This window comes from Streptomyces sp. NPDC058231, from assembly GCF_042882275.1.
GTDB lineage: Bacteria > Actinomycetota > Actinomycetes > Streptomycetales > Streptomycetaceae > Streptomyces.
Map to the genome: position 1 here is coordinate 30,469 of NZ_JBHVWN010000056.1, position 18,389 is coordinate 48,857.

The 18,389-nt window shown below is 66.9% G+C and carries 19 protein-coding genes and 2 pseudogenes; 12 read left to right on the forward strand and 9 right to left on the reverse strand.

All coding sequences use genetic code 11. The features are described from left to right. Window positions 1-35: 35 nt before the first annotated feature. The gene (locus tag ACFVXE_RS28950; protein ID WP_389675534.1) at window positions 36-353 is read right to left on the reverse strand and encodes a DUF6221 family protein; all 318 of its coding nucleotides are present in this window, start codon (window positions 351-353) and stop codon (window positions 36-38) included. Between the two features lie 46 nt (window positions 354-399). Here ACFVXE_RS28950 and ACFVXE_RS28955 point away from each other — a divergent pair. Next, window positions 400-609: pseudogene (locus tag ACFVXE_RS28955) on the forward strand (transposase family protein); the annotation flags it as partial. Window positions 610-704: 95 nt separating this feature from the next. Here the strand turns inward: ACFVXE_RS28955 and ACFVXE_RS28960 are convergent. Further along, window positions 705-2,237: a carboxylesterase/lipase family protein gene (locus tag ACFVXE_RS28960; RefSeq protein ID WP_389675536.1), complete on the reverse strand. Its 1,533-nt coding sequence runs from the start codon at window positions 2,235-2,237 to the stop codon at window positions 705-707. Between the two features lie 206 nt (window positions 2,238-2,443). On the opposite strand from ACFVXE_RS28960, the pseudogene ACFVXE_RS28965 reads away from it, so the two are divergent. The 3 genes and pseudogenes from ACFVXE_RS28965 to ACFVXE_RS28975 all read left to right on the forward strand — a co-directional run. Beyond that, window positions 2,444-2,979: pseudogene (locus tag ACFVXE_RS28965) on the forward strand (hypothetical protein); the annotation flags it as partial. A 302-nt stretch (window positions 2,980-3,281) separates the two neighbouring features. Next, a complete protein-coding gene (locus ACFVXE_RS28970; RefSeq protein WP_389675556.1) occupies window positions 3,282-3,779 on the forward strand; it encodes a signal peptidase II in 498 nt (165 codons plus the stop codon). A 578-nt stretch (window positions 3,780-4,357) separates the two neighbouring features. Further along, the gene (locus ACFVXE_RS28975; RefSeq protein WP_389675537.1) at window positions 4,358-5,683 is read left to right on the forward strand and encodes an epoxide hydrolase family protein; all 1,326 of its coding nucleotides are present in this window, start codon (window positions 4,358-4,360) and stop codon (window positions 5,681-5,683) included. A gap of 145 nt (window positions 5,684-5,828) precedes the next feature. Here ACFVXE_RS28975 and ACFVXE_RS28980 read toward each other — a convergent pair whose 3' ends face one another. The 4 genes from ACFVXE_RS28980 to ACFVXE_RS28995 all read right to left on the reverse strand — a co-directional run bounded on the left by ACFVXE_RS28980 (window position 5,829) and on the right by ACFVXE_RS28995 (window position 8,743). Then, on the reverse strand, window positions 5,829-6,137 hold the full coding sequence (locus ACFVXE_RS28980; protein WP_389675538.1) for a hypothetical protein: 309 nt from the start codon (window positions 6,135-6,137) through the stop codon (window positions 5,829-5,831). A 153-nt stretch (window positions 6,138-6,290) separates the two neighbouring features. Next, window positions 6,291-6,494 (reverse strand): hypothetical protein, encoded by a 204-nt coding sequence (locus ACFVXE_RS28985; protein ID WP_389675539.1) that lies wholly within the window; start codon window positions 6,492-6,494, stop codon window positions 6,291-6,293. A 335-nt stretch (window positions 6,495-6,829) separates the two neighbouring features. Further along, window positions 6,830-7,813: a helix-turn-helix domain-containing protein gene (locus ACFVXE_RS28990; protein ID WP_389675541.1), complete on the reverse strand. Its 984-nt coding sequence runs from the start codon at window positions 7,811-7,813 to the stop codon at window positions 6,830-6,832. Window positions 7,814-8,101: 288 nt separating this feature from the next. Then, window positions 8,102-8,743, reverse strand: a complete 642-nt coding sequence (locus tag ACFVXE_RS28995) for an alpha/beta hydrolase (protein ID WP_389675558.1) — start codon at window positions 8,741-8,743, stop codon at window positions 8,102-8,104. Between ACFVXE_RS28995 and ACFVXE_RS29000 the strand changes: the two genes are divergently transcribed. Together ACFVXE_RS29000 and ACFVXE_RS29005 are read left to right on the forward strand one after the other, a co-directional pair. Next, window positions 8,690-8,842 carry a hypothetical protein gene (locus ACFVXE_RS29000; RefSeq protein ID WP_389675561.1) on the forward strand — a complete coding sequence of 51 codons (153 nt, stop codon included), beginning with the start codon at window positions 8,690-8,692 and terminating at the stop codon, window positions 8,840-8,842. The genes ACFVXE_RS28995 and ACFVXE_RS29000 overlap by 54 nt on opposite strands. 160 nt (window positions 8,843-9,002) lie before the next feature. Next, on the forward strand, window positions 9,003-9,479 hold the full coding sequence (locus ACFVXE_RS29005) for an alpha/beta fold hydrolase (RefSeq protein ID WP_389675560.1): 477 nt from the start codon (window positions 9,003-9,005) through the stop codon (window positions 9,477-9,479). On the opposite strand, the gene ACFVXE_RS29010 is transcribed toward ACFVXE_RS29005, so the two are convergent. Next, window positions 9,431-10,258 (reverse strand): alpha/beta fold hydrolase, encoded by an 828-nt coding sequence (locus ACFVXE_RS29010; RefSeq protein WP_389675543.1) that lies wholly within the window; start codon window positions 10,256-10,258, stop codon window positions 9,431-9,433. The two genes, ACFVXE_RS29005 and ACFVXE_RS29010, sit on opposite strands and share 49 nt — an antisense overlap. A 567-nt stretch (window positions 10,259-10,825) precedes the next feature. Between ACFVXE_RS29010 and ACFVXE_RS29015 the strand changes: the two genes are divergently transcribed. Then, window positions 10,826-11,842: an NADPH:quinone reductase gene (locus ACFVXE_RS29015; protein WP_389675545.1), complete on the forward strand. Its 1,017-nt coding sequence runs from the start codon at window positions 10,826-10,828 to the stop codon at window positions 11,840-11,842. A gap of 287 nt (window positions 11,843-12,129) precedes the next feature. On the opposite strand, the gene ACFVXE_RS29020 is transcribed toward ACFVXE_RS29015, so the two are convergent. Beyond that, window positions 12,130-12,765 carry an isochorismatase family cysteine hydrolase gene (locus ACFVXE_RS29020; RefSeq protein WP_389675546.1) on the reverse strand — a complete coding sequence of 212 codons (636 nt, stop codon included), beginning with the start codon at window positions 12,763-12,765 and terminating at the stop codon, window positions 12,130-12,132. Window positions 12,766-13,286: 521 nt separating this feature from the next. After that, a complete protein-coding gene (locus tag ACFVXE_RS29025) occupies window positions 13,287-13,847 on the reverse strand; it encodes an NADPH-dependent FMN reductase (protein ID WP_389675548.1) in 561 nt (186 codons plus the stop codon). 369 nt (window positions 13,848-14,216) lie between these two features. On the opposite strand from ACFVXE_RS29025, the gene ACFVXE_RS29030 reads away from it, so the two are divergent. The 5 genes from ACFVXE_RS29030 to ACFVXE_RS29050 form a co-directional block, all read left to right on the forward strand. Continuing rightward, the gene (locus ACFVXE_RS29030; protein WP_389675549.1) at window positions 14,217-14,684 is read left to right on the forward strand and encodes a MarR family winged helix-turn-helix transcriptional regulator; all 468 of its coding nucleotides are present in this window, start codon (window positions 14,217-14,219) and stop codon (window positions 14,682-14,684) included. A 409-nt stretch (window positions 14,685-15,093) separates the two neighbouring features. Then, window positions 15,094-16,317, forward strand: a complete 1,224-nt coding sequence (locus ACFVXE_RS29035; RefSeq protein ID WP_389675551.1) for an MFS transporter — start codon at window positions 15,094-15,096, stop codon at window positions 16,315-16,317. Window positions 16,318-16,368: 51 nt separating this feature from the next. Beyond that, window positions 16,369-16,965 carry a TetR/AcrR family transcriptional regulator gene (locus tag ACFVXE_RS29040; protein ID WP_389675552.1) on the forward strand — a complete coding sequence of 199 codons (597 nt, stop codon included), beginning with the start codon at window positions 16,369-16,371 and terminating at the stop codon, window positions 16,963-16,965. A gap of 319 nt (window positions 16,966-17,284) precedes the next feature. Beyond that, window positions 17,285-17,776 carry a GNAT family N-acetyltransferase gene (locus ACFVXE_RS29045; protein ID WP_389675553.1) on the forward strand — a complete coding sequence of 164 codons (492 nt, stop codon included), beginning with the start codon at window positions 17,285-17,287 and terminating at the stop codon, window positions 17,774-17,776. Window positions 17,777-17,984: 208 nt separating this feature from the next. Then, window positions 17,985-18,389: metallophosphoesterase (locus tag ACFVXE_RS29050; protein ID WP_389675555.1), on the forward strand; the 405-nt coding region annotated here is incomplete at its 3' end.

The following is an 18,389-nucleotide window of genomic DNA, read 5'->3' on the forward strand; positions in this document are numbered from 1 at the left end:
GCCTCGTCGGGCGTCTGCTCGTGTGCTGCACTGCTTCAGGTCCGGGCGGGGAAGTCAGGGTGGTCGGCGTAGGGCAGAGCAAGGTCACGCAAGTCGTGGCACGGCCAGGGGTCTCGGGCGTGACGTGCCAGAATGCGCCGCTTGGCTTCGATCTCGCGCAGGGCGCGGGCCGGGTCGTGCAGGGCCACATGCAGAGCGATCGTGGGGTGGAAACCGGAGAGGTCCACCTGACAGAAGTCGACCGTGTCCCCGCGGGCAGACCACTCCCCGCATCCGTCACCGTCGCAGCGCCGGGCCAAGTCGGCCTCCTCGCCCAGCCGCGCCTCGAGGAACCTCACTAGTTCTTTCGTCATAGGGGCATTCTCAATGTTGCGCAGGGCACCATGAAACGTTCTTGCGGTGGCTGATGTGATCACGGCGTCGGAACCGTCCCGCATAGCCCCATTCAGCGGGCTGAGCCCGCGTTCCTTCGGGAAGCTGGTGACCGCACTGCGCCGCGAAGGCGCAGACCCGGTTCGCAAGGGTTGCCCGTGGTCACTTCCGCTGGAGGACCGGGTGCTGCTCGTGGTGGCCCACTGGCGAACGAACTTGACGATGCGCCAACTCGCCACGTGAACAAGCGTATCGGGTCGTATCCGCCTGTCCACGTCCCGAGGGACGGGGTTCGAGTTACAGGCTCGGAACGTTCGACGGTTCCATATTCGTCAAGCGCCGACGATGGGAGTGCGATTCTTGTGATCGGCATGTGAGGAGCTATTGGTTGTAGAGGTGGCGTCCGGCAGGTATTTGGCGCCGATGTCGAGGGGGGCGTCGTCTGCGCAGAGGTGGGGGTCGGCATCGAACCTCATGGCCTTCCTGGTGTCGCCGTAGCTGGGCCAGCCCGGAGCGCCGTGGGTTGCGAAATCGACCCAGGCTTCGCGCATCGCATGGGTCAGGGCGTCTGGTGCGGCGTCACCGATGAGAACACGGCAGGCGTCGGTGGTATCGAAGACGAAGGGGATGTCGAGGCCGTGTGCAGCGCCGTGCCGGGGCGCTCGCCATGCGAATTCATAGACGTAGCTGTGGCCCGGGTGGCGCAGCGCGGTGCGACGGCTCGGTGATCGGAACAGCAGGTCCGTGTAGGCGGAGGTGAGGGCCTGCGCGGCGGTGACCGCCGGGTCGTGGAGGCCGTGGCGGTCGAGGAGAGCTTCAGCGTCGGGGTAGGTGGCTGCCAGCTCGGCGACGGCGCGGCAGGCGTCGAAGCCGGCGAACTCGTCGGCACCGAGTCCGAGGTTGGCTTCCTCGCGTGTGGTGCCGATCATCAGGTCGACGCCGTGGGAGTACGTGCTCGGGACTCCGATCGGGTCGGGCAGGACGTCGTCGCCGGTGGTGGGGAGGAACAGCGCGCGGCGGTGTCCCGGGTCAACACCGTTGTCATCGCGTAGATCTGGGCGGGGCTCGTTTCTGAGCAGTGCTGCTTGGGCGCGGAACATCTCGGATTCCGGCTTTGCTCGGAATGCGACTGCTGTGGTGGGAATCGCGAGCCGCTGAGCGAGTGCGTGCGTCAGCTTCTCGGTGAGTGCGAGTGGGCGGGCCATCTCGTCGTGTCCGCTCTGGACGATCGCTCGTCGGAACAGTCCGGCAGCCTTTGGGGAGTGCAGCAGGAATGCGACTGAGGTGCCACCGGCGGATTCTCCGAAGACGGTGACGTTGTCGGGGTTCCCACCGAACCCGGCGATATGGTCGCGAACCCAATGCAGCGCTGCGATCTGATCGCGCAGCCCGATGTTCGTGCCTCCACCGGGCAGGGCGAGGAAGCCCTCCGCCCCGAGTCGGTAGTTGACGGTGACCAGGACGACGCCGTCGCGCGCGAACGCGGTGCCGTCGAGGGCAGGCGCGCTGCCCGAGCCGATCATGAACCCGCCGCCGTGGATGTAGACCATCACCGGCAGCCCGCTGGTGCCCGGGTCGGGTGTCCAGACGTTGAGGTTGAGGTAGTGGCCGTCTCCGGTGACCCACCCGGGCCCGACGAGGGGCGCCAGATGCGTGTGGGCGGGGTGCAATCCCGGTTGTGGCGCGGTGGCGCCGAACTCGGTGGCGTCCCGGGTCCCTTCCCATCGCTCGGCGGGGTCGGGGGGTGTGAATCGGCTGTCGCCCACAGGAGCCGCAGCGTACGGGACTCCGAGGAAGCGGGTGACCCCGTCGGTATGGGCACCGGAGAGTTTCCCTGCGCCGGTGCTGACGGTGTGAACAGTCATCGGGGCCCTTTCGTGTACGCACAGTGCGCAGGACGGTCGGTCCGAGGGCGGTCATGCGAGTCGGTGACTACGCCTGCCTTTTAGCCTCGCGCTGTCACGAGCGGACTCGTCCGGGTCTTGATCAAATAAGTGGAGAGTACCGCTGACCTGCAACGATGTGACTTGCCTAGGGGCCTGTCCGCTGCAAGGAAAGACCTACTCTCCAGGTGAACAAGGGTATCGGGTCGTCTCCGCCTGTCCGCGTCGAGGGGGACGAGGTGCAGTGGGCTCGCAGGCTGAAGGGGTCCTGCTGGTGGAGACCGCCCGCAAGGCCGGTCTGGACACGGCGATGTCGGCGGCGCCGGCACCGTGGCGCAAGCCGGGTGCGGTGCACGATCCGGGCAAGGTCCTGCTGGATCTCGCGTCGGCGGTGACGCTGGGGGCAAGGCAGGCAGCAACGCCGCGGCCGACCCCATCACCACCACGAGGATGGCCCTGGCCCAGTTGCCGAAGCAGTACCGGCGCGGCCGTCGGACCCCTGATCCGCACGGACTCCGCCGGAGGTACCCATGGCTTCCTGAACTAGCTTACCGCACGGGGCAGGTGGCTGTCCTACTCGGTCGGGATAACGATCACCGATGCCGTCCACCACGCCGTCCTGCGGGTCCCGGCGCCGGCCTGGACCCCGGCGGTCGAACCCGGCGTCCCGGTCCGCGACGGCGCCTGGGTGGCCGAACTGGCCGGCGACGTGCCCAACGGCTGGCTGCGGTCGTGCGGTGCGAGGCCCGCGCCGGCCTCGGTCGCGATCTCCGGCGGCTCCGCACGAGGATGTCGAGCAGATCGCCGTCCTGGTCGACGGCCCGCCGCAGGCATTTCCGCTCCCCGTTGGCCTTGATGAACACCTGACTCGCGCCGCATCGCACTACGTTTCGCCCTGCCGCTCACGGCTCGTAGTGTCCGATCGTCAGCGTGCCGATTTCGTCAGATGACGTAGGCGGTCGTGCCGCCCTGGCGCGTACGCTCGGTGAAGGACGGTCGGCGATCAGGAGGTGGGCGGTGCGGCGGATGTATCTGCTGTGGACGATTGCGGCGGCAGGACTCGCTGTGGACCAGATCACGAAGGCGATCGCCGCGGTTGTCGTCGAGGGTCATGAACCCAGGCACTCGCTGGGCGGTGCGGTCACCTTCACCGCTTTCCGCAACTCCGGGGCGGCCGGCTCCTTTGCGCCCCGCGCAACCCTGGTCTTCACCTTCCTGGCGGTCGCCGTGCTCATCCTCATCGCCCGGGTCTCCCCCTCCATCCGCTCCACCGGCTGGGCGGTCGGTCTCGGACTGATCTTCGCGGGCGCCGGCGGCAACCTCGCCGACCGCATATTCCGCAGCCCCGGATTCGGTCGTGGCGCTGTGCTGGACTTCATCCAGCTCGGCGAGTCAGGAATATTCAACCTCGCCGACCAGTGCGTGACCGCCGGCGCCGCGGTCGTCCTCATCCAGACCTTCCGCGGAGTTCCCATGCGCACCGTCGTCACGAGCCGCCTGGCCAGTCGTGCGCTGGAGCGGTGACAACACAGGGCGGACCGCAGCACCGGGATCGTCCTCGTGGGGCAGCGGGTCTGGGTGTCGAGGGTGCGGGAAGCACACGTCACCGACGTCGCGGAGCGTGTGGGGCTGCCTCAAGGAAGGCTGGTAACCCCCAGGTTGCGGTCGGGATCAGTCGCGGGTCGTTCACCGGGTTCTGCGGGCATCACGGCCGGCTTCGGCGCATCCGTAGGCGCCGTCCACGCCTACGTCACCGGGTGGCGGTGAGTTCCCCGCCGCCGGGTGCTACAAGTCGTTCGGTGCCACTCCCGATCATGGAAGAGGCCTCGATGTCCACGAGAACGTGACGTGCGGCATAAGCCCTTGACCGAGTTGCGTGATCACAGAGAGAAAGATAACGTGACGAACAGTAATAAGCCTGTCGCGTCGGATGAGCTTCTAGGTGCCCGGAGTCTCCACGCCTGATTCGGTTCACCTGCGGTGCAGCAACCCGGTTTGCGCAGAATTCATGAACGCGCCAGTGAGTGGAAAGCTCATCGAGGAAGCGCCCCCTCTGACACTCCGCGACTCCGGACCACAGGAATAATTCAGGGAGATCCGCCATGCCCGAATTTCTCCGTTCGTACTCCCGCCGGAAGTTCATCTTCACATCGGCCACCACTGTGACCGTGGCGGCAACGGGGGCTCTCAGCCTACGAACCTGGGAAGACACCGTTAAGCCGGTTCCGGCAAGCGAGAGGGAACGCATCCGCCCCTTCCGCGTGAACATTCCGGAGCAGGTTCTGACCGATCTGCGCCGACGCATCAAGGCGACACGATGGCCCGACCGGGAAACGGTCCCCGATCAGTCCCAGGGTGTCCAGTTGGCCACGATGAAGGAACTCGCCCATTACTGGGGAACAGCGTACAACTGGCGGAACATCGAGGAGAAACTCAACTCCCTGCCGCAATACATAACAGAGATCGACGGACTCGACATACATTTCATCCACGTCCGCTCCCGCCACGCGGACGCCTTGCCGATAATCTTGACCCATGGCTGGCCCGGCTCCATTCTGGAGTTTTTGAAGGTCATCGATCCGCTCAGCAATCCCACGGCCCACGGAGGCCGCGCCGAGGAAGCCTTTCACCTCGTCATACCGTCGATGCCCGGCTACGGCTTCTCGGAGCGACCGACTACTACCGGGTGGGGTCCCGACCGCATCGCGCGCGCTTGGGCCGTGCTGATGGAGCGTCTGGGATACAAGCATTACGTTTCCCAGGGCGGCGACTGGGGTGCTGTGATTTCAGACAAGATGGCCGTACAGAAACCCGCAGGGCTGCTCGGGATCCACGTAAACTTCCCTGCCACCGTCCCGCCGGACATCGCGAAGAAACTCGCCTGCGGCGACCCGGTGCCGACCGATCTCAGCCTCGACGAGAAGGCCGCCTACAACAAGCTGGCCACCTTCTACAAGACTGGATCCGGCTACTCGGCCATGATGGTCACCCGTCCGCAGACCGAGGGATACGGACTGACGGACTCGCCCGTCGGACTGGCCGCCTGGATGTACGACAAGTTCGCGGCATGGACGTACAGCGGCGGCCACCCCGAGCGCGTACTCACCAAGGACGAGATGCTCAACGACATCACCCTCTACTGGGTGACGAACACCGCGGTCTCCTCGTCGCGTCTTTACTGGGAGAACAACGCCAACAACTTCAACGCCGTGTCGGTGTCCATCCCAACCGCCATCACGGTGTTCCCCGGCGAGATCTACCAGGCCCCGCGCAGCTGGGCGTCACGCGCTTACCACGACCTCTTCTACTACCACAAGGTCCGCAACGGCGGCCACTTCGCAGCCTGGGAAGTCCCGGACATCTTCACGAACGAACTCCGGTCCGCATTCACGTCACTGCGCAACTCCCGGAGACGTGCAGGAAAGTAGGCTGTCGACCAGAAGTCGCCTTCCAACACCACCGACGTCTCGATCGCCGTATTGGAACTGCGGCATCGCCGGCGGGCCCGGGACGAGGACCGCATCCCGAAACAGCCCGCCGGACAAACCGACGGACCGTCACGCGAGATCGAGGTCAAATCCCGGCCCGTCGGCAGGCTTCCGTTGCATGCGCGCCACTGACATTCAAGCCCTCAAGCTTGACGATGCATTTTGGGAGACCGAAGTTTTTCCAATTTGCGTTCTGACCGAGTATGCATGCAGCGCGCGCGCCAGAACCGACCGTCGCGCCAATGCTGTTGAGATAGGCTACGCAGCCGACTTCGTCAGCGCTTGCCGGCGAGGCCAGGGCTGCGGAGCCGCCAATAGTGGCGGCAATCACGGAACCGGCAACAAGCAGGCCACGGAGATTTTTCATTCGGACTCCTTTAGATTCGAGATTCACGATCGGAATGATTACGCGCGGGAAGTGCGGCCGAGAGCCAGGAATAGGTCGCTCCGGGATTTGGTTCCGCCCTCCCCGGCGCGACGTCGGCCGCCGCCAGACGCGGAGCACGTTGCCGCACTTCGAGGCCGTGAACGGCCGCACAGCGTCGGGCTATGACGCGGACACAGTCGCGGCATCCAGGACCGCCTCGGTGTGGAAGTTGTCCGGGGCCACCTCGGTGTAGATGTTGTGCGGGGACACGCCGTCGTGGAAGTTGGCCGGGCCGGACGCGGCCACTGCGGCCGGTGCCACAGACGCCCCCACCGCAAGCACGGCAGCCGCGGCCACCCCGGTAAGGGAATGTCGGATCTTCATCAGGTTCCCTCTCATAACTCCAGTTTCCGGACCCGCCGGTCCGGTGATGCCGGAGATCCGGCATGTAGAGCGTGGCAGTGCACGGTGGGCCGCGTCTTTGACGCTCAGAGACCAGTGATTTGACGATCCATGCCCAGGTTGGACGAGACTTCACCCAACGGCCGGCCGCACCCCGCGGCAGCGCACTTCTTGATGGCCTACCGCGATGGCGGCCCGGCGTGACGGTGTGACGGAACCGGCGCCGCCGCGCCACGGCCGCGATCCACGCCCGGAAGCCGAACGCCCCTCACCGCACCTGAGCTCAGGCCCCATAACCGGCTGATGCGCCGTGGATGCTAGGCCCGGGGAACCGTACGCGGGGCGCTGTGGCGGTAGTCCCGGGGTGACATGCCATAGGCGGCGCGGAAGTTCCGGGTGAAGGTGGAGTGGTCTTTGAAGCCCCAGTGCGCCGCGATCCGGTGGACGGGCACCTCGCGCAACTCCGGATCGCGGAGGTCACGACGGGCGCCTTCGAGGCGCAGGCGGCGGATCCAGGCGGCGACGGTGGTATCGCGGGCGCTGAAGAGGCGGTGCAAGTAGCCCAAGGAAAGATGGTGAGCGCCGGCGATGACGCGCGGGGACAGATCCGGATCGTGAAGGTGCTGCTGGACGAATGCTTCGATGCTCAACAGAAGCGTCCGCTTGCGGGACTCCTCGGAGAGCGCGGTTTCCGCGTCGAGGTGGTGGGCCACGAAGGCCATCAGCAGATCGCCGGCGATGCGGGCCAGCCGGGAGAGGTCGTCGGGCCGATAGGCCGCGGAGCCGGTGGTCAGGCTCCTGAGGAAGTGGACAAGCATTCCTGCGAACCCGGCCTGTCCCGACAGGGGCCGGGCCAGCAGCCGCTCGATCCTGTCGTCAGGCAGTCCCAGCAATGCCTTCGGGATGTGCGCGCGCAACATTGTGGCGGCTTCCCCGCCCGCGCCGAGCTGGAGGCCGAAAGGACGCGAGCTGTCGTAGAGGGCGATGTCCGTCGCCTCCAGGACCGCCTCCCGGCCGGCCTGGCTCATCACGAGCTTCCCCGTGGACGCCACGGCCACGCAGATCAGTTCGGGATCCGCCTGCCGGATCATCCTCGGAGTGCGCAGGACATGAGATGACGAGACTTTCAACTCGACCACGTTCACCGCCGCAAGGTCCACAGTCCGGACCGAGGCACGGAAGCCCTCCGCCTCCCGGCTGAGGATGCCCATCGGGTGCTCACTGGTGACAAACAACTCGTTCAGGGCCGCCAGACGATCCAGCGGCGGCAGATCATCGCGATCGAACAGTGTCCGCATCATGGTTCCCCCTCGGACCACGATAGTCATCTCCAGGAGCCCCTGGCCACAGGCCACAACAGGCCACAACAGGCCACAACAGGCCACAACAGGCCAAGCATCCCCCCTCCCACCACATACCGTTCCGCCGCGGGCACCCGACACCCACCACGGTGCTGCCGCACAGCCGCCGAAGGATCAGAAGAGTGCCGCTCCCATGACAGCAGAGCCAGGCCCACCCTGGGCGAGCTCAGCGTCGGATACCTGACGGAGGCTCAATTCGGTCGCACTTGCTCCCGGCGTCCACGAGGGTCATCGGGCAGGCGGCGCTCCTTCGTTGCGCCTGGGAGAGATGCGGGTGGCGAGCAGTTCCCGCAGGAGTTCCACGATGAGATCGGGCTGTCCCACGAACGGGGAGTGGCCTGTCTTCCATTCGCGCACGTCGGTGCAGCGCGAGGCCATCCTCCGCTGGAGACCGGGGTCGATGGCGCGGTCCTGTGCACAGACGACGTAGGTGGAGGGAGTCCTCTTCCAACTGTGGCGTTGCGGGACTCCTCGTCCGCAGCCCGGGGCTTGCGCACGCAGTAGGCCAACCGCCCACGCGGCGAGGGGCTCGGGACAGTCGCCGTAGAGAGTGTCGAGAGCCCGGCCGGGGCGCAGGCTTGTCGAGCCGTCGGGCTCATGCATGATCGCGCCCTGGAGCTGCCGGGACGTACCGCCCAGACTGGCCGCGCTCTCGTCGGCATCCAGTACGAAGGCCGCCAGATAGACCAGGTGCCCCGCGCCGCGCACACCGGTTATCACAGACCCTCCGTAGGAGTGACCGAGGACGATCGGGGGCTCCGGCAGCGCATTGATGACGGCCTGGACGGCGGCCGTGTCTGCAGGCAATGAGCCCCGGTGGAGTTCAGGCACGACAACCTCGGTTCCGGCGGTCCGCAATCGTTCCGCCACCACGGCAAAGTGCTCGGGACGGTGGTACAGACCGTGAACAAGCACTACAGCAGCCAACTCGCCCGTCTCCTCGGATCGACGCCGGACCGGTCAGCCTAGCTCCGAACGACGGCCAACCCCTCACCTTGATCCACTTTCGACACACGGCCCAGCAGGGAGGGATCAGTCGCGAGCATCGAGGGCGGTCTCGGCGACCGACATGAGCGACGCGCGGTCGGGGCTCATGGCACCCATGACCCGCAGGCCGTGCATCGTCATGATGAGGAACCAGGCCCTAGCCGACCTGAGCGGAGGACAGATTCCGAACGGTGACACCGATATGCTCCCCGTCCCCGCGGAACCGTCGAAATGCCTCTACAGCGATGCCGCCGTGGAAGACGCCGATCGCGCCACGGAGCGGCTGGTCCCCCAGACCGTGAAGTCATTCAGCGAGCCGCTCACAGCGACGGCGTGGAAGACAGTGCCCTCCACCTACATCATCTGCGAGCAGGACGAGATTCTCCCACCCGCGTTCCAGGAAGCCATGTCGGCCCGTTCCGACCGTTCGTACCGGCTGTCCAGCAGCCACTCCCCCTTCCTGTCCATGCCGCCGCCGCTCGTCGGGATGCGGGTCGGGCGATCTGGTGGATCGGGAACGACCTTGCGGCGGGCGCGCCCCGGGGTCGGCGGTCGGACGCGGTGGCGGCGTCAGCTCTTGAGGAAGTCGAGCAGGTCTTTGTTGAAGGTGTCGTTGTAGGGGGCGACCATGGCCAGTCCGTGTGGAGCCCCCGGGTAGACCTTGAGGGTGGCGCCCTTGACGATCTTCGAGGACTTTTCGGCGGAGGCCACGAACGGCACGATCCGGTCGTCATCCCCGTGCACGATCAGCGTAGGGATGTCGAACTTCCGCAGGTCCTCGGTCGTATCGGTCTCTGAGAACGCCTTGACGCAGTCGTGTGCGCCCTTGATCCCCACCGACATGCTCCACAGCCAGAACGCGTCACGGATCCCCTGGGATACCTGGTTGTCCGGGCGGTTGGCGCCGTAGAAGCTCTCGCTCAGGTCCTGGTAGAACTGCGAACGGTCGCCCGCGACACCGGCGCGGATCCGGTCGAACACGTCGATCGGGAGGCCCTCCGGGTTCGCGGCCGTCTTCAGCATCAGTGGTGGGATCGCACTCTGCAGGACGGCCTTGGCCACCCGGCCCGTCCCGTGGCGGCCGATGTAGCGGGCCACCTCGCCGCCTCCCGTCGAGTGGCCGACCAGGACCACGTCGTGCAGGTCCAGGGACTCGATCACCGCGGCCAGGTCGTCCGCATAGGTGTCCAGGTTGTTGCCGTCCCACGTCTGCCCCGAGCGCCCGCCGCCACGCCGGTCGTGGGCGATCGCCCGGAACCCGTGGTCCGCCACCAGCTGCAGCTGCGGGTCCCAGGCGTCGGCGGTCAGCGGCCAGCCATGACTGAAGACGACGGGCTGCCCCGCCCCCCAATCCTTGTAGAAGATCTGAGTCCCGTCTTTCGCGGTGACGAACGGCATGCTATTCATCCTTTTGCGCTCGAGGGAGGGGTGAATGCGGCAAAGCCTGTGGAAGAACGGGCCGGGCACGTCACCTTCAAGCCAGGCGATGGCCCATCAGGCCAATTGCTACCAGGTCAACGGCTTACTTCCGGGACGACTCGCTGTCCGTTTCAAGCCGCTCCCTCGGTCCGCCGGGGGCGCCCCTCCCCTCTTCGGCCTCTCCCCGTCACAACCCGCCCCGCCCCGGGCCGGCCAGGTCACTCGCTCCTGATGCCGGGACTACGACGGACGTCTTTCCCATGCTCGGAACCTACCCACCCCCACCGACACAACAGCAAGACCATTGACGGGTGCGATCCCTGCACCCCACAACGATCCAGATCCAGACCCGCCCGTCAACACCACCCCCGCCGTCGTGCTCTGCGTGGGCCCGCATAAGCCCACCCGCAACACCGCCGCGGTCCCTTCGGGCGAATCGCGGGGGCGTCTGCGCGGCGCTCGTCTCCGTGGAGCGCCGAAGCAGGACAGGGTCGGCGATTACGGATTCCGGCTTTATCGTGACATCTACGACGAAGGAAGCAGGATATGAAGGCAATCGTGTACCGGAGCACCGGCGGCCCCGAAGTAATGGCGCTGGTCGAGCGTCCGATGCCCGAGCCGGGGCCGGGCGAGGTTCGGGTCAGAGTGCGGGTGTCAGGCGTCAATCCCACCGACTGGAAGGCACGCAGGGGGTCGCGTGGGCACACCGAGGGCGTCGAGCAAGTGCCCAACCAGGACGGCTCCGGCGTGGTCGACGCTCTGGGAGAGGGCGTCGACCCGACCTGGGCCGGGCGGCGGGTCTGGATCTGGGAGGCCGCCTGGCAGCGCGCCGACGGCACCGCGCAGGAGTACGTCGTCCTACCGTTGCGGCAGGCGGTTCCGCTGCCCGACAACGCCTCGTTCGAGCTCGGAGCCAGCCTCGGCATCCCGGCGCTGACCGCGCACCGCACTCTCACCGTCGCCGAGGGGGCTCCTGAGCGGCTCGGCCCCGGCGGTCTGGCCGGCCGTACGGTGCTGGTGGCCGGCGGCGCCGGAGCGGTGGGCAACGCGGCGATCCAGCTGGCCCGCTGGGCCGGGGCCACCGTGATCACCACCGTCAGCAGTCCCGAGAAGGCGGCCCTGGCTCGGGCTGCCGGCGCCCAGCACGTGGTGAACTACCGCGCAGGGGACACCGCGGCGGCCATCCGGGCGGTGGCCCCGGACGGTGTCGACGTGGTCGTCGAGGTCGCCCCGGCCCCCAACGCCGAGCTGGACGTCGCCGTGCTCGCCCCCAACGGGACGGTGGCCCTGTACGCCAACGACGGCGGTGACGCGCTCGGGCTTCCGGTGCTGCCGTTGATGTTCGGCAACCTGCGCTGGCAGGCCGTGATGATCTACACCGTCCCGGCGTCGGCCAAGGACCATGCGGTGGCGGCCGTCTCCGCCGCGATCGCGGATGGCGCGCTGCAAGTCGGCGAGCAAGCGGGTCTGCCGCTGCACCGCTTCCCGGTGGAGCGGATCGCCGACGCCCACGCGGCCGTGGAGCAGAGCGCCGTCGGCAAGGTTCTGATCGAACTGCCCTGATCGTGCCGGACCGGTCCAACTGGACCTGGGAGCGCGCCGAGTATTGCGATCAGTCTGCGAAAACCGCTCTCATTGTGGGCCCTGGTCCGATAGATCGTCCTGCCTTGCGCCGCGTAGTGGTGGGCACACTCTGGAGCTGCACCCACGGGCCGACGGTGAAACGCAATCAGTAGCCGCCCCACGCGAGGTTGTGGACATGCTCGCCGGACAGGGCCTGGATTTCGAGGACATGGCAGCCGAACACCAGGTCGCGGTCGTCGCCCGCAGCCGGCTCGGGACAAGTCGGCCTACGCGGCTTTCTGAAGGGCCTTCAGAAATTCATCCGCAGTGAAGATGGCATGGGCATACGCGGGTGCATTGATGTCGAACGTCGCCCTCATCTCGTCCCAGGAGAAAGAGGCGATGGCATCGCGTATGAGCGTCACGTGATACCCCAGCTCCTGCCCGAAGCGGGCGGTGGTGTCGACACACGTGTTGGCCTTCATACCGATGATCACGATCTTCTGAACTCGGTGCTGCTTCAGCATCATGTCCAGGTCCGTGTTGGCGAAGCCACTCGATGCCCAGTGCTGGCGCATGACCAGCTCGTGCTCCTGAGGCACGAAGTCCGGGTGCCATTCGGCCCCCCAGCTGCCGGCCGCGAAGGTCTGCCGCTCAAGGACATGCTGCTGGGTCGGAGACAGGTGGTCCCAGGTCTCGTAATCTCCCGGCGCCGTCTGGTGGTGAGGCACGATGAAGACGTGGAAGCCCTGTTCGCGGGCTGCAGACAGCACTGCTCGCATGTGGTCGAGGAGTCCTATCTCCTCCGCGACCTCCTTGACCTGGGGCCACAGTTTTCCGCCCTCCGACAGGAAGTCGTTGTACGGATCTATGATCAACAGGGCGGTGTCTTCGGGGAGGTATGTCACTTCCTGGGCGTTCATCGCACCTCGGTTCTTCCGCTTGCGGACTTCCGGTACAGCGGGAAGCCCTCTGGTCGGCGCACCCGCCGCCCTTCGACGATGGACCCCGACGTGCATGCGGAAAACGCCGCCGACCATCCGCGGCATCGGGTGACCGCAGGCTCACTCCAACTCACACCGAAACGTGGCCGCCGGAGGGCCCCCTCGTTCCACAGTCTCCAACCAACACGCTCTCACGCTCCCGATGCGGGTGCATCTTGGCCGCTATGGCCTTCTCCTCCCGCGCACTGAGGTCCGAACGGCGACCGGCAGCAGCGCTTCGGCCTGGGTGAACAGCGCACTCTCACCGGCCTGCCTCGCCGTGACAGTTCGTCAGCTCGTATGCGGACGGCGATCCGGACAGACGTCTCCGCCGTTTTCTTCCGGGCACGTGCGACCAGCAGGCTCGGACAGTGCTGTGCGAGCCCGCCGGTCACACTCGCGTGGCGTGTGACCGCCACGCGCTTCGCGGCCGCTGCGGGCAGGCCGCTGATGTACCTGCGTTACGCGGCGCGCAGCGGGGCGAGCGCCTTGCTCCAGGCCAGGACCTGGTCCAGCGTGGTGTTCAGCGCCTCGATCTGGAAGTCGCCGGGCTTGAACACGCTGAAGTTCTCGAAGTCGTGGAACAGCGACAGCGAGACCTGCGAACGCACGTCCGCCATCTGCAGCTCGCCCACGATCAGACGCAGGTGCTCCACCGCGCGGGCGCCGCCCTGGCCGCCGTAGCTGACGAATGCGACTGCCTTGTTGTTCCACTCCGCGTAGAGGTAGTCGATGGCGTTCTTCAGCACGCCGGACGTCGAGTGGTTGTACTCGGGCGTCACCATGATGAAGCCGTCGAACGAGGCGATTTTGCTCGCCCACTCCTGCGTGTGCGGCTGGGCGTACTGGCCGAGCGACGGCGGAAGCGCCTCGTCGAGGTGCGGAAGCTTGTAGTCGAGGAGATCGACCAGCTCGAACTCCGCATCGCTCCGCTTCGAGGCGACGTCCAGCACCCAGTGGGCGACAGCCTCGCCGTTACGTCCTGGACGGGTGCTGCCGAGGATGATTCCGATCTTGGTCACGCTGAACCCTTCATGGAGGTGGCGCCGGGACCCGTCCGGGCCTGGATGCAGCCCTGGCAACCGGTCCTGGATATACTTGCTTCGACAAGCAACTTAACACAAGTGATTGTCTCGTCAAGTAAATAATCGGTTGACGGCAGGTCCGCGGAGTGACACATCGCGCCCACAGTCCGGCCAGACCCTTATCGGCCGACACGCCCGTCGGGCAGGCCCAGCGCGAGGCGAAGACTGCCATCGCCGTTCGGCCGGCCAACCCCCGTCACACGGAAGGGAAATGCAGGGCTCGAACGAGAACTGACGCGGAAATCGAAGCCAGGCCACCAGGTCGGCCGATGCACCTTCTAGCGCACACATGTGAGGCATGCCGCCATGACACCGAAGCCCACCCCACGTACAGACGCGTTGCAACCACTCACCGCCGACGAAGAGGCCGTCGTCCGGGCCCTTCCCGCTCTCATCTACGCCCTGCCACGCGCCATCGACGCAGAGATGACGCGGATAGAGGGCTTGTCGAACACGGAGTACCTGTCCCTGATGCACCTGTCGGAGGCACCCGGTCGGCAACTACGCATGAGCGAGCTCGCCCGTGCCGTTGAGATGTCGCTCAGCGGCACGACTCGCATCGTGCACCGACTGGAGAGCGAGGGTTACATCGAGCGGGTGCAGTGCGCGGAGGACGGCCGCGGCTGGCACGCCTCCCTGACCGACGCCGGCCTCACGCGCCTCGAAGAGGCCTGGCCCACCAATCTCGCCGCGACACGCCGGTACTTCCTCGACCATCTCAAGGAACTGGACCTCAAGAAACTCGCGGCCGCCCTGCGGAATGTCGCCACCTGAGCGCCGTACGCCGCTACCGCACCTTCGCACCTTCCCCTGGTTCGTCGACCAGGACATCCGCGACAACATCGCGATGACGGTGAGAACCACGTCCTACTGCGCCGTTGCGAGGCCGACGGCGCCGAGCGGCGACATGCGCGCAGGAGGGGCTCCCCCCTCGCAACACACCGCGACCGTCCGGACACGCCGAGACGATGCGACTCACCTCACCACCTGGACCTCGCGCTCATTAGACAGATCTGTCTAGTATGAGGGTGTCCGCTTCGCCCTATTCGGAAAGTGATCCATGAGTCGCGCCTCCACCATGCGCCAACCCGTCTCTCCGGGTGTCCCGGTCAAGCCCTCTCCCGCGCACACAGCCCCGCGACGCCGGGCCTCGGGCCTGGGGCCCAAGGCCTCCATCGGCCTGTTGGCCTCGATCCTCATATCGCTCCTGGCGGCGTCCAGCGCGCCGACTCCTCTCTACGCGCTCTACCAGCAGCACTGGGGCTTCTCCCCCATCACCATCACTGTCGTCTTCGGCGTGTACGCGCTGGCCGTGCTGGTCTCGCTCCTGATTTTCGGGAGAATCTCCGACCACGTGGGCCGACGCCCGGTGCTCCTGATGGCCCTGGTCGTGCAGGCGCTGGCGATGGTCGTGTTCGTCACCGCGGGTGATGTGGGTGCGTTGCTGACCGCCCGCGTCCTCCAGGGACTGAGTACCGGAGCGGCGGTCGGTGCGCTCGGCGCCGGAATGCTCGACATCGACGCACGCAAGGGCGGCTTCCTGAACTCCTTCGCACCCACACTGGGGACCGCGAGCGGCGCCATCGCCTCCGGACTGATCGTGCAGTACCTGCCGGCCCCCACCCACCTGGTCTATGTGGTGCTGCTCGGTGTCTTCGTTCTGCAGGCGCTGGCCGTGCTCACCCTGAACGAGACGGTGAGCCGCAAGGCGGGCGCGCCGGCCAGCATGGTCCCCGAGTTCAAGCTCCCCAGGTCGGCCCGCGCATCGATGGCGATCGCCGCACCCGTGATGTTCGCGGTGTGGGCGCTGACCGGCCTGTACGGCGCACTGGGACCGGCCATCACGCGGACCCTGGTGCACTCCACCTCCGTGGTGTGGGGAGGACTGCCCCTGTTCGTACTCGCGGGCTCCGCCGGTCTGGCCGTCGTGATCCTGCGAGGTGCCGGGACACGGACCATGATGCTGATCAGCGTCGGCACGCTGGTCGTCGGTGTGGTGATCACCTTGGGGTCCATCGCCTCGGGCAACGGCGGTACGCCCTCGGTGATCGGATTCTTCTTGGGCGGGGCCATATCCGGCTTCGGCTTCGGCAGCGGGTTCCAGGGCGGCATCAGGCTGGTCGTACCGCAGGTGAAGCCGCATGAGCGAGCGGGGGTCCTCTCCCTGCTGTACGTCGTGTGCTACGTGGGTCTGGGTGTACCGGCCGTGATCGCCGGCCTCCTGGTCGTGCACGGCGGCGGCCTGATCCAGACGTCCAGGGAGTACGGCGCCGCTGTCATCGTGCTGGCCCTCGCGGCCGCGGTCGGGCTGCTGCTCAGCGGCCGCCGTGTGGAGCGGGTGGCGGTGGTCCGGTCGGAGGCCGTCCTCTCCGAGGCAGCGCCCGCGGCTCAGGCCTCAGAGGTATGACGGAATTCTCCGGCGTTAGAATGAACAGGTCTGTCTGAGAGGGTGGTGACCATGGCGATCAAGTCCGCGACCAAGGCGTCCGCACGCGAGCGACTGCTCGAAGCAGCCAACGAGCTCTTCTACAGCGAAGGCGTACAGACCGTCGGCATCGACCGTGTCATCGAACACGCCGGGGTGGCCAAGGCGTCGCTCTACAACACCTTCGGGAGCAAGGAAGGCCTTGTCTGCGCCTACCTCGACCTCCGCTACGTGCGCATGAAGGACAGGATCACCCGGACCCTGACTCGCTTCCGCACCCCGCGCGAGCAACTGCTCGGCGTCTTCGACGCGCTGGGCGAGGCGTTCACCGATCCCGAGTACAACGGCTGCGCCTTCGTGCGGGCCACCGCCGAAACGGCCGAGGACAGCGCGATCCGCCAGGTCGCCGACAATTACCGTGTCTGGGTGCGTGGCCTGTTGACAGAACTGGCCACCGCGTCCGGATACGCCGCCCCCGAGGCGCTGGCCCGGCAGCTCCACCTGTTGTACGACGGCGCGGGGCAGTCCGCGCGCATGGACCGTGACCCCTCCGCCGCCACGACCGCCCGCATCGCCGCGGCCACCTTGCTCGACGCGGCGCCACTCACGGGGGGCGTGAACACCTCGTAAGGGCACGGCGTCGCGCTCGCCCTTTTGGCATTCTCCAGTACCGCCGGATCAGCGGCCGGAGCCCCCGACAGCCTCCTGCAGCACCCCTGGGGTGCCCCAGGTACGCACCCTCCACCGGCCTGGGCCGTGCGCTGGCGGCGGCGGCCGACACATCACCGAGCGGGCACGGCGAGCGATCGCACGGGCGGCCGACCCCCGCATGCGCGGCGGACCGCTCGCCCGCGTGGCTTTGTCCACGAGATCGGGCTCTGGCCCAACTTCCGTGATGCCGTACCTTTCTGTCATGCGTGCGCTTCCAAGCCGAGCGGGAGAGCGACTGATGGCCGATGGAGCCGTTCTCAAGGGAGTGCTGACCCGTCTTGTCCCGACGACCGAGGATGATTTGGACCTGCTGGCCCAGTGGTTCGCCTCCCCGGACTTCGTCGAGCACTGGGGCGGTCTACCGATTTCGCGTGCCGAGGTGGCTGAGAAGTACGTGGGGAGGCGCCGGCCGCGTGTCGAGTCCTTCCTTGTGCTGGCGAAGAGCATGCCGGTGGGTTACGCGCAGTACTGGCGGGCCGGAGCGGCTGAAGGCGGCATCGACATGGTGTTGGGACCGGAAGCAAGAGGACGGGGCTTGGGACCGGATGCCGCTCGCGTGCTCCTTGCGCACTTGGGCGGGAACCTTGGGTGGCGGCGGGTGACAGTCGATCCTGCGAGAGGGAACCTGCGGGCAGTACGCGCCTGGGAGAAGGCCGGCTTCCAGCAGGTGTCAAGCGGGGCTGAGGACCTCCTCATGGAGTTCAGGTTTCCCAAGGGACGCCTGGGCTGACCTCTGTCATTCATCACTCACCGTGCACTCTTCACAGAAATTGAGCCAGAACCCGAGATTGGGCAGCAGTTGTTCAGCACTTCGGACAGCGCCCAGCTCTGTCGCCGTTCGATTTCAGGGGCACGGCAGCCGGGGACGGCCGATGGGAGGGAGCGCGTAGTGAGAAAGGCCTTGGCTCGGCGGGGGTGGTGGGGGCTAGCGTCAGGTCATGCGGATTTTGCATCTCTCCGACACTCATCTCGATCGGTCCGGCGGCCCTGACGCCGACGGCGCGGACGGCACTGCGGCGCTGCGCCGGCTGCTGGCCGAACTGGGCCATCTGCGCGATCTCGGCGCGGTGGTGGTCACCGGCGATGTCGCGGACGACGGTTCGCGCGAGGCATACGCACGGGCGCGTGAACTCTTGGCCGACTACGCCGGCCGACGAGGGGCGAACGTCTTCTACACGACCGGTAACCACGACGACCGCACCGCATTCGCCGACGTGCTCGGCATCGGCCACATCCAGCCCGAGACGACATACGAGGGAGCGGCCGGTGAGCGGGCGGGGGCAAGCACAGTGGACGGATGGCGGCTGATCACGCTGGACACACTCGTGCCGGGCAAGGGCTAC